This window comes from Flavobacterium adiutor (assembly GCF_048282555.1).
In the GTDB taxonomy this organism is placed as follows: domain Bacteria; phylum Bacteroidota; class Bacteroidia; order Flavobacteriales; family Flavobacteriaceae; genus Flavobacterium.
On record NZ_CP182487.1, the window covers coordinates 3,755,763 to 3,771,675 of the forward strand.

10 protein-coding genes are annotated in these 15,913 nt (G+C 34.2%); 1 reads left to right on the plus strand and 9 read right to left on the minus strand.

Annotated elements, in window-relative coordinates:
- Positions 1-193: 193 nt before the first annotated feature.
- The 6 genes from mdh to ACNC7R_RS15960 all read right to left on the minus strand — a co-directional run bounded on the left by mdh (position 194) and on the right by ACNC7R_RS15960 (position 8,987).
- Positions 194-1,129: a malate dehydrogenase gene (gene mdh / locus ACNC7R_RS15935; protein ID WP_417942041.1), complete on the minus strand. Its 936-nt coding sequence runs from the start codon at positions 1,127-1,129 to the stop codon at positions 194-196.
- A 125-nt stretch (positions 1,130-1,254) separates the two neighbouring features.
- Positions 1,255-3,195 carry a DNA topoisomerase (ATP-hydrolyzing) subunit B gene (gene gyrB / locus ACNC7R_RS15940; RefSeq protein ID WP_417942042.1) on the minus strand — a complete coding sequence of 647 codons (1,941 nt, stop codon included), beginning with the start codon at positions 3,193-3,195 and terminating at the stop codon, positions 1,255-1,257.
- A 305-nt stretch (positions 3,196-3,500) separates the two neighbouring features.
- Complete coding sequence (locus ACNC7R_RS15945; RefSeq protein ID WP_417943144.1) at positions 3,501-4,286, minus strand: IS982 family transposase; 786 nt, start codon at positions 4,284-4,286, stop codon at positions 3,501-3,503.
- Between the two features lie 206 nt (positions 4,287-4,492).
- Positions 4,493-6,109: an asparagine synthase B gene (gene asnB, locus ACNC7R_RS15950; RefSeq protein WP_417942043.1), complete on the minus strand. Its 1,617-nt coding sequence runs from the start codon at positions 6,107-6,109 to the stop codon at positions 4,493-4,495.
- Between the two features lie 205 nt (positions 6,110-6,314).
- Positions 6,315-7,988, minus strand: a complete 1,674-nt coding sequence (gene asnB / locus ACNC7R_RS15955) for an asparagine synthase B (RefSeq protein WP_417942044.1) — start codon at positions 7,986-7,988, stop codon at positions 6,315-6,317.
- A 549-nt stretch (positions 7,989-8,537) separates the two neighbouring features.
- Positions 8,538-8,987 (minus strand): hypothetical protein, encoded by a 450-nt coding sequence (locus ACNC7R_RS15960; protein ID WP_417942045.1) that lies wholly within the window; start codon positions 8,985-8,987, stop codon positions 8,538-8,540.
- Positions 8,988-9,177: 190 nt separating this feature from the next.
- On the opposite strand from ACNC7R_RS15960, the gene ACNC7R_RS15965 reads away from it, so the two are divergent.
- On the plus strand, positions 9,178-9,723 hold the full coding sequence (locus ACNC7R_RS15965; protein WP_417942046.1) for a DUF2911 domain-containing protein: 546 nt from the start codon (positions 9,178-9,180) through the stop codon (positions 9,721-9,723).
- A 62-nt stretch (positions 9,724-9,785) separates the two neighbouring features.
- Here ACNC7R_RS15965 and ACNC7R_RS15970 read toward each other — a convergent pair whose 3' ends face one another.
- From ACNC7R_RS15970 to ACNC7R_RS15980, 3 genes are all read right to left on the minus strand, one after another.
- Positions 9,786-11,549, minus strand: coding sequence for a TonB-dependent receptor (locus tag ACNC7R_RS15970; protein WP_417942047.1), 1,764 nt, complete (start codon positions 11,547-11,549; stop codon positions 9,786-9,788).
- A 132-nt stretch (positions 11,550-11,681) separates the two neighbouring features.
- Positions 11,682-12,545 carry a PhzF family phenazine biosynthesis protein gene (locus ACNC7R_RS15975; RefSeq protein WP_417942048.1) on the minus strand — a complete coding sequence of 288 codons (864 nt, stop codon included), beginning with the start codon at positions 12,543-12,545 and terminating at the stop codon, positions 11,682-11,684.
- An 87-nt stretch (positions 12,546-12,632) separates the two neighbouring features.
- Complete coding sequence (locus tag ACNC7R_RS15980; RefSeq protein ID WP_417942049.1) at positions 12,633-15,647, minus strand: tetratricopeptide repeat protein; 3,015 nt, start codon at positions 15,645-15,647, stop codon at positions 12,633-12,635.
- Positions 15,648-15,913: the final 266 nt, after the last annotated feature.

The following is a 15,913-nucleotide window of genomic DNA, read 5'->3' on the forward strand; positions in this document are numbered from 1 at the left end:
TTTTGCTTTAAATCCCCATAAAATAAGCCCTGACATGAGTTTTTAAAACTAAAAAATCGTGATCACGAATTACAACATTTTTTTTAAACCGAGCAAATATATAATTCTCGAAAAGATTAAACAATTTATTTATTAATTAATCTCAAAAAAAAGACTGCAAAAGTGCAGCCTTTTTCTTTTTTTACAAAAATCTTTATGCTAAAATCGATTTTAGAGCATCATTCATACCCCTAACTGCATCTGCACTTTTAGCGAACAGAACTTTTTCCTCTTCATTTAAATTAATTTCTAAAATTTGTTCAACTCCATTTTTACCAATTATACAGGGCACTCCAATACATATATCTTTTTGCCCGTATTCTCCATCTAAATAGACAGAACACGCTATCATTTTTTTCTGATTATTTAAAATACTGTCAACCAAAAATGCAACAGAAGCACCCGGAGCATACCATGCTGATGTTCCTAAAAGCCCTGTTAGTGTAGCTCCTCCAACCATTGTATCTGCTGCAACTTTTTTCAATACTTCTTCCGAAAGAAATTCTGTTACCGGTATTCCGTTGTAGGATGCCAAACGGGTCAATGGAATCATAGTAGTATCACCATGACCTCCGATTACCATTGCCGAAATATCATTTGCCGGTTTATCTAAAGCCAAAGAAAGATAAGTTCTGAAACGTGAACTATCTAATGCTCCTCCCATACCAATTATTCTGTTTTTTGGCAATCCAGTAGACTTTAAAGCCAGATAAGTCATCGTATCCATTGGATTAGAAACCACAACAATAATCGTATCAGGCGAATATTTAAGTACATTTTCAACAACCGTTTTTACAATTCCTGCATTAATACCTATTAACTCTTCTCGAGTCATTCCGGGTTTTCTTGGGATACCTGAAGTAATTACTACAACATCACTTCCTGCGGTTTTAGAATAATCATTTGTAACACCTGATACATGAGTATTAAAACCTGTGTTTGTAGCGCATTGCATGATATCCAATGCTTTCCCCTCGGCAAAACCTTCTTTAATATCCAACAACACTACTTCGCTGGCTATTCCTCTATAAGAAATAACATCCGCACAAGTGGCTCCAACATTTCCTGCTCCTACAATGGTAACTTTCATATTTTATACTTTATTGGTTATTACTTTATTTTAGGTTTAATATACAAATTGTTTAAACGACTGACTAATGAGTTTCTTGTTTTTTTGAATCAAAAAACTCCATGAGCAAAAAATATCAACTAATACTATGCATCAATGTTAGCGTAAACAGCATTTTTCTCAATAAATTCTCTACGAGGAGGCACTTCATCCCCCATTAACATAGAAAAGACCTGATCAGCCTCTGCTAAACTTTCGATGTTTACCTGACGTAAAGTCCTGAAGTTTGGATCCATAGTAGTTTCCCACAATTGCTCAGCATTCATCTCTCCAAGACCTTTATAACGCTGAATAGCTGCACTACCTCCCATTCTTTCATTCGCCTGATCTCGCTGAACGTCATTCCAAGCGTATTCTTTTTTATTTCCTTTTTTAACTAAATATAAAGGTGGAGCTGCGATGTAAACGTGACCTTCTTCAATCAATTCTTTCATGAAACGGAAGAAAAACGTTAATATTAAGGTAGAAATGTGACTACCATCGACATCGGCATCACACATGATGATTACTTTATGATAGCGCAATTTTGAAAGATTCAATGCTTTACTGTCTTCTTCAGTTCCAACAGTAACTCCTAAGGCAGTAAAAATATTACGAATCTCTTCGTTTTCGAACACTTTATGATGCATTGCTTTTTCAACATTCAGAATCTTACCTCGTAATGGCAAAATGGCCTGAAAATTACGGTCACGACCTTGCTTGGCAGTTCCTCCTGCCGAATCCCCCTCGACAAGGTACACTTCACATCTTGCAGGATCCTGTTCCGAACAATCTGATAATTTTCCTGGCAATCCTCCGCCACCCATAACGGTTTTACGCTGTACCATTTCGCGGGCTTTTTTCGCAGCATGACGAGCCTGGGCAGCCAAAATTACTTTTTGAATAATTACTTTTGCATCATTTGGATTTTCCTCCAGATAATTTTCCAGCATCTCCCCTACTGCCTGAGAAACCGGAGACACCACTTCTCTGTTTCCTAGTTTCGTTTTTGTCTGTCCTTCAAATTGCGGTTCTGAAACTTTTACCGAAATAATAGCAGTCAAACCTTCACGAAAATCATCTCCCGAAATTTCAAACTTCAGTTTATCCAACATTCCAGAAGCATCAGCATATTTTTTAAGTGTTCTTGTCAAACCACTTCTAAAACCCTGTAAATGAGTACCCCCTTCATGCGTATTAATATTATTCACATATGAGAAAATATTCTCAGAATAACTGGTATTGTAAATTAAGGCAACCTCAACCGGAATTTCTCCTTTATCATTGTCCATGCTGATTACATGAGAAATAATCGGCTCGCGATTACCGTCTAAATAACGAATGTATTCCTTTAATCCTTCATCAGAATGAAATACTTCGCTTTTAAATTCGCCTTTTTCATCTACTTCTCTTTTATCTGTAAACGTTATTGTAATCCCTTTATTCAGAAAAGAGAGCTCACGCATACGAGCTGAAAGCGTATCATATGAGAACTCAATAGTCTGCTGAAAAATAGTATCATCTGGATAAAAAGTCTGACGGGTACCTCTTTTATCTGTTTCCCCTATTTGTTTAACAGGATATAATGCTTTTCCTCTTTCGTATTCCTGTTCGTAGATTTTTCCTTCTCTGAAAACAGTAGATTTCATATGAACAGAAAGTGCATTTACAACAGAAACCCCAACACCGTGAAGACCTCCGGAAACCTTATAAGAATCTTTATCAAATTTACCTCCTGCACCAATTTTAGTCATCACAACTTCTAGCGCAGAAACTCCCTCTTTTTTATGCAAATCAACCGGAATACCTCGTCCGTTATCTTCAACCGTTATAGAACCATCTTCATTTATTGCGACACTGATAGTATCACAATGTCCTCCCATCGCCTCATCAATAGAGTTATCCACAACTTCATAGACCAAATGGTGAAGCCCTCGAACACCTACATCTCCAATATACATCGATGGACGCATTCTTACGTGCTCCATTCCTTCTAATGCCTGAATACTATCTGCTGAATAATTGTTCTTCTTGATTTCTTCGCTCATATAATTTATTCTAAAAAATGTAATTATTGTCTTAACACGCAAATATATGAAAACGCAATTTATATACCTCTTAAAATACCATTTAAAGCATCTAAGTTATTAACAGAATTATTAAAAATTACAGAAAATAAATTCCAAAAGACACCCTCAAATTCCAAACTTCATAAATTCGAAATTCTAAAAATAGGGATAACATAAAAAAACCGAAATAACATAAAAACGCCATTTCGGTTTCTTTCAAATTATCTTTCCAAAATTTAAATCTGGAATATAAAAATTGTTTTTTTTTAACCCGTTGGGTGAAATTAAATTAGTTGATTTTTAATATTGTTGATAGGTCTGTCAAATATGAATTTATTAATGTATTGAATTAATGTCATGGCCGTTATTTTTGCTAAAATTCTTGTTTTAAAACCATTAAAAGATTTAGCATAATTTCTTCGAATTAAAAACTGGTCGCATAGTTGTGAAAACAAAGTTTCAATTCTTTTTCTGGATTTTCTAAAAATATATGGCTGTGGTTTATAGTCTTTCTGATTGATTCTTTTTGGGGTTTCTAATTTGATTTTAACTGTTTGAAATAGGTCTAATTGAACACTCTGGGAAAGATAACCTCTATCTCCAAGAATAACACAATCAGACATTTGGTTTTTGATGTTATTTAAAAAATGAACATCATGAACTTCTGCTTTTGTAATGTCTAAAGAATGAAAAACTCCAGATACAGAACAAACCCCATGAAGCTTATAACCATAAAACCAGCTGTTTTGTGAAGCACAAAAACCTTTAGAAGGAGCTGTTTCAAATTCATCTTTACAGATCTTAATTCTGCTGTGACGAGAAAATTTACAGATTTCCAACGGCATACTGTCAACAATAAAATAGTTTTCGAACTCCAAGAATCGGTTGGCTAATTTGGTTCTGATTTCTTCAGAAAACAAAAACAGTTTTCTTCTTCTTTTATTGAATTGACTACGTTCAATTAAATTAGGAATCATACCGGAACTAATCTGTTTAAAAAGTGAATTCTCACTATCAATAGACATGAATTCAGCTGTTAGACTAAGTGCTATTACCTCTAAATCAGACATCTTGCTACTTCTTCCAACTCTTGATTTAGATACTGAATCATAATTCAAAGAACTTATAACTTCTAAAACCTTAAAATAATTTTTAACTATATTTGACATGGATATTGGTTGTTTAGCGACTTCAAGATACTGCTTTGCAGTGTCTTGACCAATATCTAATCGTTTTTAATTTAACTCAAATAATTTCACCCAACGGGTTTTTTTTACTAAACAATTACACCTGTCTTTGCTATTTCAGTATCTGCATTTAGATGTGCAGCATTAGCTCTCCCACTCGGATCAGGATTATCCTGCCATTTTGGAATCCACTTTCTTACTGTTTGGGCTGCACTGACTTGCGGGTAATGTTTATGAAAAATAGACCTGTACAAATATGCCTCTTTTGTTGTTGGTGAATTATACGGATATTCTGCTGCCGCACCGGCTAATTGTTCATCTGTAACCTGAGAACTACAATATTCAATCAACTTATTCACCCAGTTATACCCAACACCGTCTGAAAATTGCTCTTTTTGCCTCCATAAAATTTCTGATGGCAAATAGGGATCTTCAGGCATATCGAATGCTTTTCTTAAAATATATTTTTCAACAGCCTCATATGTTTTTGGTTGTTTTTCTTCAGTTTTAATTTGGATTGCAACGTCAAGGAAATCTTTGTCCAAAAAGGGTACTCTAAGCTCTACGCTATGTGCCATTGTAGATTTATCTGCACGTAATATATCGGCCGTAAACAGCTTTTGAACCCTTTCGATCGTTTCTTTTTGAAATTCCTCTGAAGAGGGTGCATTTCTAAAATACAGATGACCGCCAAAAACCTCATCTGCCCCTTCTCCTGAAAGAATTACTTTTATTCCTTTTTCACGGATTTTTTTTGCTAACAAATACATTGGAACACCAGAACGTACCGAAATAATATCATATGTTTCGATGTGATAAATCAATCTGTCCAGAATTTCAAATCCCTCCTCAACGGCAAAATGAATTTCATGGTGTTGTGTTCCTAAAAACTGCGCCGCTTTTCTGGCCGCAATATTGTCCGGAGAATCTGCATCTAATCCAATAGAAAAAGAATGCAGTTTTTCATTTTTCCCTGCTAATAATCGTGATGTAATTGCTGAAGTTAATGACGAATCTAATCCTCCTGACAACAATACTCCAATAGGTACATCACACATTAAACGTTTGCGGGTTGCTTCAATGAGAGACTCTCTTATCAAATCTAAATCTAGTGGCTGGTTCGCATTTTCGTACTCTTCATATTCTGGTTCATAATACTTAACAAAGCCTGTTTTAGCTGTATAATAATGCCCCGGAGGAAATGTCGCAAATGACTTGCACTGATCTGCAATGGATTTCATTTCTGAAGAAAAATAAATCCTTCCTCTTTCATCTAATCCATAATACAAAGGCTTAACACCAACTGGATCTCTTCCTGCAATATAATCGTCACCATTAATCACTACAAAAGCAAAATCACCGTCAAGTAAATTACAGAAATCATAACCAAATTCTTCATACAAATGCACTATTACCTCCGAATCTGATTTTGTTCCGAATGTATGATGCTTTAAAATTCCGTCTCTTAATTTCTGGTGATTATAAATTTCTCCATTATGAACCATCCATGCATTTTTCGAGCCCTGAATTGGCTGTCCTCCCGAATTTAAATCAATAATTGACAATCTTTCACAGGTTAAAATGCTTCCATTTTCCATAATATGCAAATCACTTTCATCACCTCCCCGATGCGACATTCTTTTCGAAAGTTCTTTTACTAGCTGAGGATCTTTCCCTTTACCGATAACAGCCAATATTCCACACATACCTATTCTTTTTTATTATATTTTTCTCCAGCCCTTATATCTGTAAATCTCTTATTTCGGTAAAAACCAAATATAAAAAATCCAACTAAACATTAAAATACGAACAATTAAGTTCAAAAAAGCATTTAAAAAAGTTTTATAAACCAAGAAAAACGTCCTCAGAGAGAACGTTTTTCTATAAAATTAAGTTCTAAAATAAACTTTACTATTTTTGATAAGCATCATCATGCACACTTGCAACCGCTCTTCCAGATGGATCGTTCATGTTTTTGAAAGCCTCATCCCACTCCAAAGCAATTTTTGTACTACAAGCCACACTTGCTTCCTGAGGAACACACAATGCTGCTGCGTCACTTGGAAAATGCTCTGAGAAGATAGAACGATAATAATACTCTTCTTTTGAAGTTGGCGTCTGCAATGGGAATTTAAATCTCGCATTGGCTAATTGCTCGTCTGAAACTTCTCTAGCAACAACTTCTTTCAAAGTATCGATCCAGCTGTATCCTACTCCATCAGAAAACTGCTCTTTTTGTCTCCATGCCACACTTTCAGGAAGCATATCTTCAAAAGCTTTACGAACTACCCATTTTTCCATTGGGTGTTCTTTATTGATCATTTTATCTTGTGGGTTGATGCGCATTGCAACATCCATAAATTCTTTGTCCAAGAACGGTACACGACCTTCAATTCCCCAGGCTGCTAAACTTTTGTTGGCACGTAAACAGTCATACATATGGAGTTTACCTAATTTACGAACGTTCTCTTCGTGGAATTCTTTTGCGTTTGGTGCTTTGTGAAAGTATAAATACCCTCCGAATAATTCATCTGCTCCTTCTCCAGAAAGAACCATTTTAATTCCCATTGACTTGATCACTCTCGCCATTAACCACATTGGGGTCGAAGCTCTTACTGTAGTTACATCGTAAGTTTCTAAGTTGTAAATTACATCACGAACAGCATCTAAACCTTCCTGAATTGTAAATTTGATTTCGTGGTGAATGGTTCCGATATGATCTGCTACTTTTCTTGCGGCAGCTAAATCAGGAGAACCTTCCAGTCCAACTGAGAAAGAATGCAATTGCGGGTACCAGGCATCTGTAGTATCGTCTGACTCAATACGTTTTTGAGCGAACTTTTTAGCTACAGCTGAAGTAATAGAAGAATCTAAACCTCCTGAAAGTAAAACCCCGTAAGGAACATCACTCATTAATTGTCTGTGAACAGCCGCTTCTAAAGCTTCTCTAATTGCCGGAATGCTCGTTTCATTGTCTTTTACAGCATCATACTCTGTCCAGTCTCTTTTGTACCATTGTACAAATTCACCGTCTTTGCTTGACAAATAATGCCCCGGAGGGAATAACTCAATTTTTGTACAGTATCCTTCTAAGGCTTTTAATTCAGAAGCCACATAAAAAGTTCCGTTTTGATCCCATCCAATATACAATGGAATAATTCCCATGTGGTCACGAGCCACAAAATATTCATCTTTATCAACATCATAAATCGCAAATCCGAAGATTCCGTTTAATTCATCAACGAAGTTTACTCCTTTTTCTTTATAAAGTGCCAAAATAACTTCACAATCACTTTCAGTCTGAAAGTTGTATTTTCCTGCAAACTGCTTACGAAGTTCTCTGTGGTTGTAAATCTCACCATTTGCAGCCAAAACCAGTTTTTTATCTTCTGTAAATAAAGGCTGTTTTCCTGAAGCAGGATCCACAATAGCCAAACGCTCATGAGAAAGAATTGCTTTATCATTGCTAAAAATTCCGCTCCAGTCTGGTCCACGGTGACGAATGATTTTAGACATTTCTAATACTTGAGGCCTTAAGCTTTCGGCCTTTTGTTTTAAGTCAAAGGCACATACAATTCCACACATAATTTTATATTTTATATTTTTGAACTTTTAATTTTATTTTGACAAGGCAAAGATGTGGTATTGGTTTTAATTGAAAAACATAAATAATAATATCAATTACAAATTTTAACCAAAATAATGAATTTACATACTAAATGTAAAATTTTAATGTAAAAAAAAGCCTTAGGCTTGAAAATTTTAATTTTATACCTAAACTATATTTAAAACATCAGTTTTACGAAATATTATTAAAGTAAATTTAGCAATATTCCAAAACCATTAAAATATTCTTAAAGCAAGGAAATCATAGATACCAAAAAATGCTTTTTATGACATTAAAGTCTTAAAACATTCTTATGGCAATGCTTTAAAAAAATAAACTATTCCACTAATTACACACATTACAATTCCAGCCCAAGCCTTAAATTTCCCTGCTTGTATTTGAAACTTATATAGCTTATTATTTTCAGTTACATCTTTATACCAAAGTTTATGAATTTTATAAAATGTAAAAGCCACAACAAACCATGAAAAACTACATACTAAATACCAATAATCCATTTTCTGACATCAATTAACTTCCTCAATTAAATACTTTGTTCCTTTAATCTCAAAAGCAAACCCAACTTTATTTCCCATTAAATGATTTCCTAAAGGCGATTGCGGTGAAAGCGCAATAACATTTATTCCGTCAATTGTAATTTTAGGTAACGCTACACTTACATACAAATAGATTCCGTTTGCCTTTACCAAACTTCCTGAAATAATATTTTCGGTTATTTTTGAGGAATCAATTTTGTCTAAAACCGCTTTCTGAGTAATTGCTTCTTTTAGCTTATTGGTCAGTTTTTCCTGCTCGATATGCATCATGGATAAAGCTGTCTCGTGTTTATCACCAGCCGAACCTTTTGCATCGTTTTTAGAATCTTCAGTAAGATTTGAAATCATATCCCTGAAAACATCAATGCGATCCTGAACCATTTGTAAATAATGGGAATGTATTTTTTGTTTGAAAGTCATTTTTAAAGATCCTGAGGTTTTAAGTTACAAAGATGCAAAGGTTTTAGTTTACAGATCTGAAACAATCCTAATTTTATTTACTATATAGCAATTTAAGCCGATTTTCTTCACTGTAAAAAATTAACACGATGTTTTTTATTTTTTGACAAACAATCTCTAATTTTAGCACTCATTAATTTTAACTATCATTATGAAAAGATCTACAATTATTACGACAATTACAATTGCATTTACACTGCTTTTATCATTAAATGTCAATGCTCAAAAATTTCCTGACTTAGACAAAAGTCCAATGGATGCAGCGGCTTACCCTAACGATTATAAAGAAGCTGCGAAAATTGTAAAAATTACTTATAGCAGACCACAACTGAAAGGGCGTGCATTAAGCGAACTTGTTCCAGAAGGAAAAGTATGGAGAACTGGAGCAAATGAGGCCCCAGAAATCACTTTCTACAAGGATATGAAATTAGGTGATAAAAAGATAAAAGCAGGCAGTTATACTTTATTTACCCTTCCTGAAAAAGACAACATCACTATTATCATCAGTAAAGATTTAAATGTCTGGGGATCTTACTCTTACAAAGAAGCAAATGATGTAGCCAGATTAAAAGTTCCTGTAACACAAGCTGCAGATTCATTAGAAGCTTTCTCAATGGTTTTTACAAAAGGAGATAAAGGAGTTATCTTAAACTTAGGCTGGGATAAATCAAGAGTTGCTGTTCCTTTTACTGAATAAAAAATTTAAAATTCCAAAAAAAATAGCTTCCGGACTGGAAGCTATTTTTTTATCATTATTTACTAAAAGTCAAACTTGTAATTCGCACCACCTAGCACCTGAAATCCCTGAACCGGATAATTCAGCCATTTTTCGTAAGCCTGATTCCCGATGTTATTCAACTTTAAAAAGAAAGTCAGACGTTCGCTAAATTTGTATCCTAAATGCGCATTGGCATCAAAATAGCTTTTTAAGGTAACCGGAACGCCCGGAGTCGGAACACTAAAATCAGTTTGTCTTGTTTGCATATCCTTACGTTCGCCAACATAAAAAATATTTAAGCCTGCATACCATTGTTTTGTTATATTCACGTCAAGATTAGAGCCTAATTTGATTGTTGGTAAGTTCCATGCTTCTACAGGTTCGTCAGTTTTATAACTATTAAATGTACCATTAATTCCAAAAGTAACATTTTCAGAGAAATCTGCTTTTAATTCTGCATAGAAACGAAATGTTCTGATGTCTTCATAAACCACTCCAAAAGAATTTCCGTAAGCATAATTCTCGTTTGAAAAATCTTCTGTGTAATCATTGCTTTTGAATAAAGCTTTATTTTTTTCATTCAGATAAGAACCTGTCAGATTATAACTTACATTATTAGCCAATTTACCTTTCAAACCGGCAAAAACATTGTATTGAGTACTTGAGGGTGTCATGTTTAATGTTGGCGATAAAAACGGGTTTTCATTTACAAGATCAGCATATGAATTCTGAGTTAAAGTTCCATTTACTCCAGTGTAGAAGATCATTAAATCTCCGACTAATTTATACGAAGCATTTATTTTGGGGTAGATATAAAACTTATTTCCACTATTCTCAGCATCCAATGCATAAAATAATCCTGCTCCTAATTCTAAAGTCCAGTCGTTTTCATTGACTACAAAACTTGGTTCAACTCCAAAATTGGTCAAACTGTATTTTAGAGGATCTGTATTGTTTTTTAAGTAATTATTTTCGAAACTTCCGCTTACGTGATCAATAATTACATTCGTATTAACTGAATGATCCATTATATCCACTTTAAAAGTTGGTTTGAGATAAAAACGATTTTCTGAAGAAGAAAAACTATCCGAAAAGTGCGTGAATTTTGTTGCTACTTTGCTAAAAACACTTTCGTTGAATTCAAAATTCCCCCCTAATGAAATGGTGTTATAAGTATGTCCGGGATTGATTTTATTTATTAAATCAAGACGATCCTGAGGAATCAAAGATGCTCCAAAATTCTTTGGCAGTCCGTACCAGTTGTAAATTTGATTTTGGTATCCTAATTCCACATTCCATGACATATCCCTGTTGTTTTGACCATATCCAACGTTTAATGCTGTATCATAAAATTCATCATTCAGAAGCACATCTTTAATTCCGCCTTGCGATGAATGATGACGAAACATTCCAGACACAAAATCATTATTTCCTAAATCCTGATTAATAAATAACTCTGCGTTTAATGTACTATAATTTCCGGCTCCAACGGTGGCATAATTATTAAACAAACGTTCCTGCTTTGATTTTTCAACATTCGCTGCTTTTCCCTTTGAAGGTGTAAAAGTTGATGCTACAGGCACTGACAAGATACTATATTTAATAGTTTCTTTGGCCTGATTTCCTGAATCGTCAAGCGACGGAGTTTCTTTTACTTTATATGCATCTGATATGGTTGGAGAATATGGCTTTACAACGTTTACAGTTTCTGTTCCTATGTTCTCATTTTTCTTTTGGGCAAATGAAAGCTGAAAAACAAACAGCAATATCAAAATGATGGTTTTATTCTGGAAATTAATTTTCATATTTTATTTTTTAAAGAGAATAGATGCAAGAAGAAAGAAATAGACTTTGTCATAATTTATTCTTTTATCAATACTCTCATTTTATCTTATTTAAATCTTTACTCTTGAATCTTTATCTATTTTCTTTGCTAACTAAGCTTCCCATTCACCTTTAGCAACAAACTGAACTTCTCCTCCTATTTTAATGTCAAAATCATTTTCTGTTAGTTTTCCTTTGAAATGAATCTGAGAAGGACGACCAATACAATCTCCCTGGTAATTGATTAATTCGAATTCTGGCTTATGATTTTTTAACAGATAAGCTTGTAAACATGTACTTGCGCTTCCTGTAGCTGCATCTTCGACTAACTGATTATGATGAATATATAACATTCTGCTAAATAATTTTTCCCCTTCTAAATAGTAAAAATACAAGCCCTGGTGCGCCGTTTTACAATGTTTTTTAAGCCATTCATCCGTTTTATCTTTATCCAAAACTAAGCTTTCCAATGCTCTTTTACTGCTTAATCCAACCATGATAAAAGCACTCCCGGTTGTCACTTCCTGAATTGGGAATTGGTTTTCAAAGTCGCTGCTTTTCAGATTACTGAATAAAGTAAAATCTTCTTTCGAAAAAATATCCCAAAATTTAGGCTGCGCGGCTTTCAGCCAAATCAAGTCCTCCGTTTGATGAATTGCAATTGGACCGATTGGAACATTCAGCTTAATTTCGTCAGGCGAGTTGTCAAAGATCTTATTCATTAAAACCCATGAAGTACCAATTATAGGATGCCCTGCGAACTGCATTTCATACTCAGGCGTAAATATTCTAATTTCTGCTTTATTATTTTCTTTATGCAGTTTCGTAACAAAAGTGCTTTCTGCAAAATTAATTTCGCGGGCAATCTTTTGCATTTCTTCTGAACTGAGATTTCCGGCATCTAAAAAAACAGCTAATTGATTCCCAGCATATTTTTTATCAGTGAAAACATCAACTATATAAAACGGTAAACTCATAACTTATAAAATGTGATTTGTGAGATGTAAAATGTAATTTCCTTTATGTTCTTTTTACAGATAACATCTTACTTTTTACTTATAAAACTATTTTGTAATTGACGAATTGGTTTTAGACTCTTCCAATTTGATTGCGTTTAACTCCCTTTTAGCTTCTTCAACCACATCCTGATAATCAGTAAAATTGTTGATTACGTTATCCAAAATATAAGTCGCCTGATAGCTGTCTTTTAGTCCGTAGAAGTTTTTAGCCATTAAAATCAAACTCTTTGCCCCGTAATATTTGTATGCCGAATAGTTTTTTGCCAACTTCTGAACTGATACATTCGAAGCATCAAATTTGCCTTCTTTCGTTTTAAAATAGGCATCATAATACAAAGCCTCTGCTGCTAATTCTCCTTTTGATGTTGCTGACAATTTCGCATAGGCAGCCTTTGCTTTGTCCTCGTCTCCTGTCTGCATTGCTGCACGTGCTACGATGATTTGAGCATCTGCTTTTACATTCGCATCTGCTTTAGGATTTTGAAGTACCTTATCAGCATATATTACAGAATTGCTATAATCACTTTTATCGTAATAACATTTCATCAAATTGGCCTGAGCAAAATTTTGATTCTGAGCAGAATCTGATTCTTCGCTTAAGCGCACTAAAACCGGAATTGCTTTATCACAATCTTTTGCTTTCAGGAAAATCTGAGCCAGTTTATTTAATGACTGTTCTGTAAATTCATTTCTTGGCTGAGCGACAACATATTGATAATTTGCCACCGACTTAGTTTCTGTACCTTCTGCATAAAGCAGTTGTGCTAGATAAAAATTAGCCTCTAATGAATGTAATCCAGATGGAAATTTACTCACATAACCTGAAAAACCAACGATTGCCTGTTTGTTGTTACTTTGACTGTATTGCTTGAAAGCAGCATCATAAGTATCATTGTCTAACTCGGCATCTGTAACTGAAACAAAATCCAGCGTTCGAACCCATGTTGCATATTCATCTACTTTACCGGAATCAACGTAAATCAATCTCGCTGTCGAAACTGCTTCAAGAGCTTCTGGAGTTTTTGGGAACTCGGCTGCTACTTTTTTGAATTTCATTAAAGCCTGTTCGTCACGATCAGAGTTGTAATAAATCAAACCTTGTCTTAAAATTGCTTTTGAAGTAAACGACCCGTTTTTATATTCTGAAATCAGCTGATCGTAAGTTTTAATTGCCTGATCGTTCTTTTTATCAGCCACATACGTATTTGCCAATTCAAACAAAACATCATCACGATATTCAGATTTTTTATACATCTGAAGAAAATTATTCAACTCGTCAATTTTCTTGTCATTTCTCGACATAAATCCATAAGAAATCGCTTTTTGAAACTGTGCATAATCAGCATCAACACCTTTTGCACTGATTGCTTTTCCGTATGCTTCCATTGCCTGGGCATATTTAGAAGTTACAAACCGGCAATCTCCCAAACGCAAATACGAATCGTTTAGGCGAACTTTATCTGCCGGAGCATTATCAATCTGAGCCTGAAATGAATTCCCTGCCTGATCGTATTCTTTCAGTTTAAAATACGTGTATCCAATATTATAATTAATGTTTTTATATTCGTCAGTTGTTTTTGCAGCAGCTAAACCTGCGAATTGCTTATAACTTAATAATGCATTTCTAAAATCATCCGTTACATATTCAGATTCAGCTTTCCAGAAAGTGGCTCTTGCTGTAAACTCAGGGTTCTTTTGTTCTTTAACAGCACCATTAAACATTTTTAATGCCTCAGCATAATTAGACTCGTTGTACAATTCTAAACCTCTGTAAAAAAGCACTTTTTGGTACGCTAATTTATTTTCCGGAGTTCTGTTTTTCTCCAGTAACACCAAAGCTTCTTTGTAATTTTTAGTCGAAATATATGAGTCAACCAATAATTTCTCAACTTCGGCTCTGTTTGAATTGTTTGGATATTTTTTTAAGAAATCAAGCAAAATCCCGGGAACAGTTTGGTACTGATTCCCAATTTCATAACTCAGTTTCGCATAATTCAAAGCAGCATCTTCCTGAATCAGGGCATTAAAATCCATTTCAGAAGCATTTTTAAAAGCGTTTAAAGCTTCTTGTTTTTTTCCTGTATTTAGATAAGCCAAACCTAAATGATAATAAGCGTTCTGTGCAACAAAATCTTTCCCTTCAATAATTTTATTAAATTGGGAGATCGCTTTTTCGTAGTCTTTTTGTTCGTAATAAGCATAACCTAACTGGTAAAAATCGGTATTGTTCCATTTTCCTTTTCGCCCTGCGTATTGCTCCAAATACGGAATCGCTTTACCGTATTGTTTTAAATTGAAATAACTTTCTCCGATAATTTTATTCAATTCAGATTTTTCAAGTGCATTCGACTTGGCCATTGCAGCTTGTCCCAGCTCGATTGCTTTTTGAAAATTACCCAGTTTAAAATTCATATCTGCCTGAAAATACGACAGCTTTTCCTTGTATTTTTCTTCTCCCGAAACTTCATCAAAATATTTGGTCGCTTCTTTGTAATCATCGCCTTCATAAGCCATAAAACCTAAATAATATTTGGCTTGCGAACCAAATTCGGGAGAATTCACCACTTTATTAAAATACGTTGTGGCTTCTTTTTTCTTTTTGGCATTAAAATAACTGTATCCCTTTTGGAAATTAAATTTATCCTGATCAGATCTGCTCATGTAGCTTTCGTCAACCCTGTCAAACCATTGCAGAGCTTTTGGATAATCTCCCTGCTCGAAGAAATAATGCGCAACCTCAATATAAGCCTGGTTTTGCTTAGTACTTGTTGGATAATCTTCAACAAATTTTTCCATCAAATCATCAGCATTGGCCTGATTCGTTCTTATTGCGCAATTGGCGATGTAATACGCACAATCTGATTTAACCTCTTCTGTTGCAGCCTGATTTTTTACAGATTCAAAAATATGCTGGGCAGAAGCGTATTGTTTGTCATTATATAAAGCCAGTGCTTTATCAAAATCCTTTAATTCGTAGGTATATATAGCTGATTTTTGTGCCGAAACCATAGCGGAAAAAAGGACGAATGGTATTAAAAATAACCAGGAAATTTTACGCATTTTAATTATATTTAGTATTCAAATGTATCATTTTATACCGTTTATAACGAAACGTTTTAAGCTTTTATTATGAACAAAAGTTTTAAGTTTTTAATTTTTCAAGCTTTACAAGGCTCAAAATGCCAATTGTAAATTTCCCAAACCGATTCGTTTAGAATTAGATAGTTTAACGACAAAGTAAATCTTGCTACACTTTGGCTATGACTATTTTTTCTGTTCAAATGATTAAAATTTATTTTGAATCCAACCGTTAACTTATTACTTTT

Coding starts and splice junctions, on each gene's coding strand:
- mdh (WP_417942041.1), bottom strand. CDS start 1,129: ATGAAAGTTACCATTGTAGGAGCAGGAAATGTTGGAGCCACTTGTGCG.
- gyrB (WP_417942042.1), bottom strand. CDS start 3,195: ATGAGCGAAGAAATCAAGAAGAACAATTATTCAGCAGATAGTATTCAG.
- ACNC7R_RS15945 (WP_417943144.1), bottom strand. CDS start 4,286: ATGTCTGATTTAGAGGTAATAGCACTTAGTCTAACAGCTGAATTCATG.
- asnB (WP_417942043.1), bottom strand. CDS start 6,109: ATGTGTGGAATATTGGCTGTTATCGGTAAAGGGAAAGATCCTCAGCTA.
- asnB (WP_417942044.1), bottom strand. CDS start 7,988: ATGTGTGGAATTGTATGTGCCTTTGACTTAAAACAAAAGGCCGAAAGC.
- ACNC7R_RS15960 (WP_417942045.1), bottom strand. CDS start 8,987: ATGACTTTCAAACAAAAAATACATTCCCATTATTTACAAATGGTTCAG.
- ACNC7R_RS15965 (WP_417942046.1), top strand. CDS start 9,178: ATGAAAAGATCTACAATTATTACGACAATTACAATTGCATTTACACTG.
- ACNC7R_RS15970 (WP_417942047.1), bottom strand. CDS start 11,549: ATGAAAATTAATTTCCAGAATAAAACCATCATTTTGATATTGCTGTTT.
- ACNC7R_RS15975 (WP_417942048.1), bottom strand. CDS start 12,545: ATGAGTTTACCGTTTTATATAGTTGATGTTTTCACTGATAAAAAATAT.
- ACNC7R_RS15980 (WP_417942049.1), bottom strand. CDS start 15,647: ATGCGTAAAATTTCCTGGTTATTTTTAATACCATTCGTCCTTTTTTCC.